This is a genomic window from Leptolyngbya sp. FACHB-8 (assembly GCF_014695575.1).
GTDB lineage: Bacteria > Cyanobacteriota > Cyanobacteriia > Elainellales > Elainellaceae > Vacuolonema.
Window position 1 is genome coordinate 121,492 of record NZ_JACJOO010000071.1, and the last position, 6,000, is coordinate 127,491.

Here is a 6,000-nt window from a genome sequence, read left to right on the forward strand (position 1 = left end):
TAATCCAACCTTTGGCTTCATCAATGATCATCCCAGACTACACGACCCCAGTATGTTGCGAATAACTTGCAAGAAGCCGAGCAATGCATGTATGCTCCTAATGGAAAACGTTTGAAACGTTGTTTTTTCGTGGTGTTAATCCATGCATAACCAACATTTCAAACTCCTTTTTTGCTGGCTATTTGTGTTGGGGTTAGTGGTGTGAGTCGCTCAGTATTGTGGAGTCGCCGTCAGTTTCTTCGGTTGGGTGTAGCGGCGGCAGGGGTATCTGGAGTGGCGATCGCCTGTCAAGCCTCCCAATTCGGTTCCTCTGTCGCCATTCCACCGTTGCCAGATATTACGGATGATCTGCAGTTTGGGTTTAACCCGATGCAGGTGTTGCGAGATTTTGATTATGGAACAGTCAAACACGAAGGTGGACGCACTGTTCGAGAATTTGAAGTAACGGCTAACAGCACTACCCTGCAACTCAACCGAGCCATTTCATTTGTTAGTTGGAATTTGAACGGGCGCGTGCCTGGGCCAACTCTACGAGCACGGGAGGGCGATCGCGTTCGCGTCATTTTCCACAACGAAGATGGGCATTCCCATAGTTTGCATTTCCACGGAACCCACCCGGCCGACATGGATGGCACGCAACCCATCCGTCATGGCAACACCATGGTTTATGAATTTGATGCCGCACCCTACGGCGTACACCTCTACCATTGCCACATTGCCCCCGTTACACGCCACATCAGCAAAGGGCTATATGGCATGTTTATTATCGATCCGCCCGAAGGCCGTCCCCCGGCTGACGAAATGGTTTTGGTCATGGGAGGCTATGACACAAACAACGATGACCGCAATGAACTTTATGCGTTCAATGGTATTCCAAACTATTACCGAGATCATCCCATTCCCATTTATCAGAATCAGCGCGTTCGTGTCTATTTATTGAACATGATCGAGTTTGATCCAGCCGTTACATTTCATATCCACGCTAATTTCTTTCAAATCTTTCGAACAGGACGAAGCCTAAAATCGACGGAAGAAACTGACGTTATCACAATGGGTACAGCCGAACGTCATATTTTAGAATTTTCCTATTCTCTACCAGGCCAATACATGTTTCACCCTCATCAAGATGGCATTGCCGATCTTGGTTGTATGGGGGTGTTTGACGTGCTTCCCACTTGAAAATAGTGTTTCCTTGAGGCGATGAAGCCTTGTCAATCATTGCCCTAAACATTAGATCTCCTACATGGATCATTGCGCGGCTCCGCGCACAACGATTCGTGCCCTCAAAAACTAATTTATGCAGAGAGCCTGCAAATCAACAACCTACAAATCAACAATCTACAACTCTTTTGGAAGGGTGACAGCGATGCTGTTACTCCTATAAAGAACTTTAGGTTACTAAACCAGGACTTACGCAAGCCCGCTACCTACAGTGCATTGTTGTTGTGGGTGGGGTGCTCCGCACCCCACCCACAACAACAATGCGTAAGTCCTGTAAACGTAAGGTTCTGAGAGCAATGTACTTTCAGGAGGCTGGCACCGGCAAAAATATCTTGCCGACTTTATTGACATTATTTCTCACTAATCTTAGTCTGAGGACTGTATAGTTGTTCAGCAAGGGATTCCATAACAGTGAAACGGTCGAAATCGGTTGAGCTTTTTCTAGCCTTGGGGCTGGCCGCAACAATGGGAGCCTGTGGCACCCCTTCGGCCAATACCAGTACCGACCAACATGAAAGTGGAGCTGCAGATACGGCTACCACAACTCATTCAGCAGCCGACCAAGGCGGCGAGGGTGGCGAAGGCGGAGAAGGTGGTGAAGGCGGTGAAGGCGGTGAAGGCGGTGCAGCAGCCACCGGTAATCCTGATGTTAACTACATGACAACTCTGGGGTTGATGAAAGGACACCTCATGGTGGCTCAGGAGTTGATGGAGCAGGGAAAATATGAAGAAGCCGAACCTCACATTGGGCACCCCGTTGAAGAATTGTACGGCGGCATCGAAGGAGATCTAACGGCCCGTAACGTACCGGAATTTAAGTCAACTCTGACTGAGCTCCACGATCTTGCACAATCCAGCCCTGATAGCCCAGAGACCAAAGCAGCTTTTGATGAATCCATGCAGGCTGTTGATGCGGCGATCGCAGCCCTCCCCGAAAGCCAGCGCCAATCTCCTGAGTTTGTCATGGACGTGATCAACCAGATGTTGAAGACCGCTGGAGAAGAATACGAAGCGGCGATCGCAGATGGCAAATTTGTCGAACTAGTCGAGTACCAGGATTCCCGAGGCTTCGTGCTGTATGCCGAGGAGCTGTACAAAGGAATTGAGGGCACAATGAGCCAGCAGAAAGCGGATCAACATAAGACGATTACTGATAGCTTTACCCAACTGAAAACCGCTTGGCCTGCGGTAAACCCACCTGCAACTCCGGTAAAAACTCCCTCCGAAGTGCTGGGGCTGATCTCCCAGGTTGAGCTCAATAGCTAAACCAAGAAACTCACATTTCTTGTATATGAGGGAGTGGAGGGCAGTTGCCTTCCACTCCCTCAACGGTTCCATGGTTCACCCCGTAAGACATGCCTAATGCTCTACGTTCTACTTAAGCAGAACGTAGAGCATTAGACATGTCTTCCATTCAGCAATTCTCATTTTGAAATCAGTCCCGAAAACCGCGCGCCTTTGGCGTGCGGTTTTCGGGCCTCAAAGCCAAGAGTTCACGCCCGTAGGGCGTGAACTCTTGGCTTTGAGGCCCATACTGAGAATTGCTGTCTTCCATTAAATTGGTGTAAGACCTGGAGACGAGGTATGGGGTCCACCTCCATAGATTTGAAACATAATCCTACAGTTCTTGTCGGTTGGGGTTAGAAGAGGTTAGATTCTAAGTCCTGGTAGCCTTATCGGGCGATCGCTCTCCCCATTCAATGCAATGGAAAACTCTATCTATAGAAGCATTGCTTCATTGCGAGCAATTCAACAATCAGAATCTGAATTGCCATTGAGAAATGAAGCGTGTCGGTCTAAATTTTTTCTTCACTCGCGCATTACCAAAAAAGTTTTTCTTTTTTTTCATGGGTTTACAGCAGGCCCTTACCAATTTGAACCGTTAGGCAACGCGTTTCATAAAGCGGGTTACAACGTACTCGTGCCTCTGCAACCAGGGCATGGAATAGCTGGAGAGTGGAGTCGCCACAACACTCCACCATTACCGACGGATGTGAGAGTTTACCAACAATTTGTGCTGGAGTGGATTGGGCGAGCTCAAGAGCTGGGAGATGAGATCATCGTGGGAGGCCTGTCGAGCGGGGCCAACCTGGCGGCCTGGGCAGCACTGGAGCACCCAGAACAGGTGGGGCGATCGCTCCTCTTCGCCCCTTTTCTCAAAGGCCGCAACCCCTTATTCGATTGGTTAATCAACGTCTTACCCTTCTACTACGAGTGGTTCAACAAAGATGCTCCCGGCAACTTTGGCTACAAAGGGTTTCGTATTCCAGCTCTCCGTCTATTTTTAGAGCTAGGAAAAACAGTTCTAAACCAGGCACAAGTCCGCCGCTCGGCCCCCATGCTAGTGGTCAGCAGTGATGCGGATATGGCCACAGATCCAGGTACCCATCGGCAATTGTTTCAGGCAGTTCAGGTGCGGCAACCGCAATCCTGGTACTACTGCTTCGACAAATCCCTCGGCATCGGTCATCGCATGACGACTCGGATAGAAGACAACCCCTACGAAGACCAGTTGATTACGCTAACGCAATCCTACGTAGAAAGCAGTCTCACTTGGCCCCAGTTACAACTTCTCACCCGGCATATTCAGAAGGGAAAACCTGCCGATACAATCGCCTGTGCAGCCAACTTGTACACCTTGATCCCGTCCTATCTCAAGAATTTTTTGGAATGGGATCTGAGCGATCGCACCACCGGGTTCCTCAGCTCCCTCTAAGATCTGCTTTAAAGGTTATTTTTCGTGGGCGAAGCCCACAAAAAATAACCTTTAAAGCACGCCCTCATATCTTTTCAACATGAAGATAGTGAATGGGATGTGGTGAAAGGGGCACTTGGTGCTCCTTTCATCACATCCCATTCACACGTCTAAAACGCCCCAAGATAGCTATGAGGCTAACAGTGAGACATGGGCACTGACCACACGCCATCCTTCCGGGGTACGCATCCAGGTTTGGCTCTGGCGACCGCTTTTACCGGAGCGTACGAATTCAGTATTGGCTGTGGCAAAGTCGTGCCCGTAGGTTGTGATGACTGTGTTTTGGAGAGTACGAGTTAAATTGAGGGGCGATCGCCCCTGCCGAAAGTTGGCGATCGCCTCATAGCCATACAGGTTCTCCGTTGCCCCATAGCGAATGGTATGGGGACTATTCCAAAACAATTCATCCAATACGGCTACATCATTGCTCACCAGGGCTGCTTCATAACGCTCAAAAGCTGCTGTGACTTCAGCCAGCACCTCCGGTAAATTAATGTTCATACCTGCTGTCATCCGTTCCAATCACTTTTGTAAGAGTATTTCATTAACATTCTCACAAAAATTCTCGCCCGATGGACTAAACCTCCTACCCTCATGCAAGAGCGGACGTTGAATGCCATTCCTTTGAGGTCGCATGAGATAGCTGCATCAAAACAAAATAAGTCTTTTCAGCAGCAATTCTCAGTATGGGTTTCAAAGCTGAGAGTTCGTGCCCGAAGGGCACGAACTCTCAGCTTTGAAACCCGAAAATAGCCCGTCGAAGGCGGGCTATTTTCGGGTTGGATTTCAAAATGAGAATTACTGTCTTTTCAGAGACCTTTTAAGCGATGTTTCGGAGTATGTTATACGCATTGAAACTCTTCAGATTGCACCTACCGTATGAGCCCGGCAACTTATACCGATCCGGTCGCTAAACTCCTTTCCTTGGGCAACGAGTCTCCAAATTTGGAAGATGATTGGCTTGATTATCCATCCCAGTTTGGCTTTACCTCGGGCCACGCAGCGGAGTTAATTCGCTTAACAACCGATACTCAATTCGATGAACTACAAGCCGACAGAAGTGAACTCTGGGCCCCTATTCATGCCATTCGCGCCTTAGGCCAGCTTCAGATTGAGGAAGCGATCGCCCCTCTCATGGGGCTACTCATTCAAGACGATGATTACATTCAGATCAATGTCCCACGGGCTTTAGGGATGATTGGCGTCGGGGCGATCGCTCCCCTCACCGAATTTATCAACGATGACCAGCAAGAGGAGTCAGCACGGGGCTTTGCGATTGCTGCCTTAGGAGCCATTGGGCAGGAACAACCTGCGGCCCGGCCAGCAGCGATTGAGGCTCTCATGGCACTGCTGGCTGATCCAACCCGCTATCCTGGGCCGTTGTCAACTTATATAGCTGGAGAACTTATCGACCTTAAAGCTACCGAAGCTGCACCTCTAATTCAGCAGGCATTCGCCTCAGGTGCTATCGATGAGTGGATCATTGGTAACTGGCCTCAAGTACAAATTGATTTGGGGCTGAAGAAAGAATCTGACTTCACTCCACAAGAACTTCGTCTGGAGCCGCCCCCCTATCTCAAAGAAATTGGTTCTATGCTCAAGCTGCTAGAACGTCAGGAGTCACCTCCTCAAGGATTTGGAACTCCCAAAATTGGTGGCTCCAAGAAAAAGAAGAAAAAGAAAAAATAGTGCCCTGTTTCTATAGCCTTACGTAGGCTGCTTCTAAATGAAATGTGTCTGAAACGGAAGTTTCAGACACATTTCATAACCTGAGTTCGGGTTAAGGGTGTTTTCGAGTGCCGCGCGTTGCGCGGCACTCGAAAACACTCATTTTGGCGTGCGCAAAGCGCACGCCAAAATGAGCACTTCAGCTTATCCAGAACTGAGGTTTTCATACTTTTACTGATACTTATACCGTTTTAATATGAAGCTGCGCCAAATAGGGCTTCGAGAATGAAATCGTAGGACGTCAATGACGCAACCCTTTCAGGGGAAATCTTGTCGAGTTCCGAGGTCAGGAGTTT

General features: G+C 49.0%; 5 protein-coding genes. 4 read left to right on the forward strand and 1 reads right to left on the reverse strand.

Going from position 1 to position 6,000, the window contains the following annotated elements; translation table 11 throughout:
• The first annotated feature begins 201 nt into the window (after positions 1-201).
• The 3 genes from H6F91_RS19570 (at position 202) to H6F91_RS19580 (ending at position 3,937) form a co-directional block, all read left to right on the forward strand.
• Positions 202-1,179 (forward strand): multicopper oxidase domain-containing protein, encoded by a 978-nt coding sequence (locus H6F91_RS19570; RefSeq protein WP_190772603.1) that lies wholly within the window; start codon positions 202-204, stop codon positions 1,177-1,179.
• A 453-nt stretch (positions 1,180-1,632) separates the two neighbouring features.
• Positions 1,633-2,487: a hypothetical protein gene (locus H6F91_RS19575; protein WP_190772602.1), complete on the forward strand. Its 855-nt coding sequence runs from the start codon at positions 1,633-1,635 to the stop codon at positions 2,485-2,487.
• Between the two features lie 439 nt (positions 2,488-2,926).
• Positions 2,927-3,937, forward strand: a complete 1,011-nt coding sequence (locus H6F91_RS19580) for an alpha/beta fold hydrolase (RefSeq protein ID WP_190772601.1) — start codon at positions 2,927-2,929, stop codon at positions 3,935-3,937.
• 168 nt (positions 3,938-4,105) lie between these two features.
• Here H6F91_RS19580 and hpxZ read toward each other — a convergent pair whose 3' ends face one another.
• On the reverse strand, positions 4,106-4,477 hold the full coding sequence (gene hpxZ, locus H6F91_RS19585) for an oxalurate catabolism protein HpxZ (protein WP_190772600.1): 372 nt from the start codon (positions 4,475-4,477) through the stop codon (positions 4,106-4,108).
• Between the two features lie 378 nt (positions 4,478-4,855).
• Between hpxZ and H6F91_RS19590 the strand changes: the two genes are divergently transcribed.
• A complete protein-coding gene (locus tag H6F91_RS19590) occupies positions 4,856-5,665 on the forward strand; it encodes a HEAT repeat domain-containing protein (protein ID WP_190772599.1) in 810 nt (269 codons plus the stop codon).
• Positions 5,666-6,000 lie beyond the last annotated feature (335 nt).

Excerpts from the sequence above, each read along its gene's own strand:
- H6F91_RS19580 (WP_190772601.1), top strand. The coding sequence starts at position 2,927 with ATGGAAAACTCTATCTATAGAAGCATTGCTTCATTGCGAGCAATTCAA.
- hpxZ (WP_190772600.1), bottom strand. The coding sequence starts at position 4,477 with ATGAACATTAATTTACCGGAGGTGCTGGCTGAAGTCACAGCAGCTTTT.
- H6F91_RS19590 (WP_190772599.1), top strand. The coding sequence starts at position 4,856 with ATGAGCCCGGCAACTTATACCGATCCGGTCGCTAAACTCCTTTCCTTG.